Here is a 211-nt window from a genome sequence, read left to right as displayed (position 1 = left end):
CGCGTGATCAACCGCAACAACCGTCTGAAGCGACTGATCGAGCTAGGCGCCCCCGAGATCATGCTCAACAACGAGAAGCGCATGCTCCAGGAGGCCGTGGACTCGCTGTTCGACAACGGTCGCCGCGGCCGTCCGGTCACCGGCGCCTCGAACCGCCCGCTCAAGTCGCTTTCCGACATGCTCAAGGGCAAGCAGGGCCGCTTCCGTCAGA

Annotated in this window: 1 protein-coding gene; it reads left to right on the top strand. The window is 64.5% G+C overall.

Annotated features, from left to right (window positions below):
* A partial coding sequence (locus B4C31_RS01060) for a hypothetical protein (protein WP_291530982.1) occupies nt 1-211 on the top strand: 211 nt, incomplete at both ends.

It is taken from the genome of Bifidobacterium sp. UBA4282, from assembly GCF_002394995.1.
Taxonomy (GTDB): domain Bacteria; phylum Actinomycetota; class Actinomycetes; order Actinomycetales; family Bifidobacteriaceae; genus Bifidobacterium; species Bifidobacterium pullorum_B.
The sequence above is the reverse complement of the archived record's forward strand: the minus strand, read 5'-3'. Positions and strand labels throughout refer to the sequence as shown.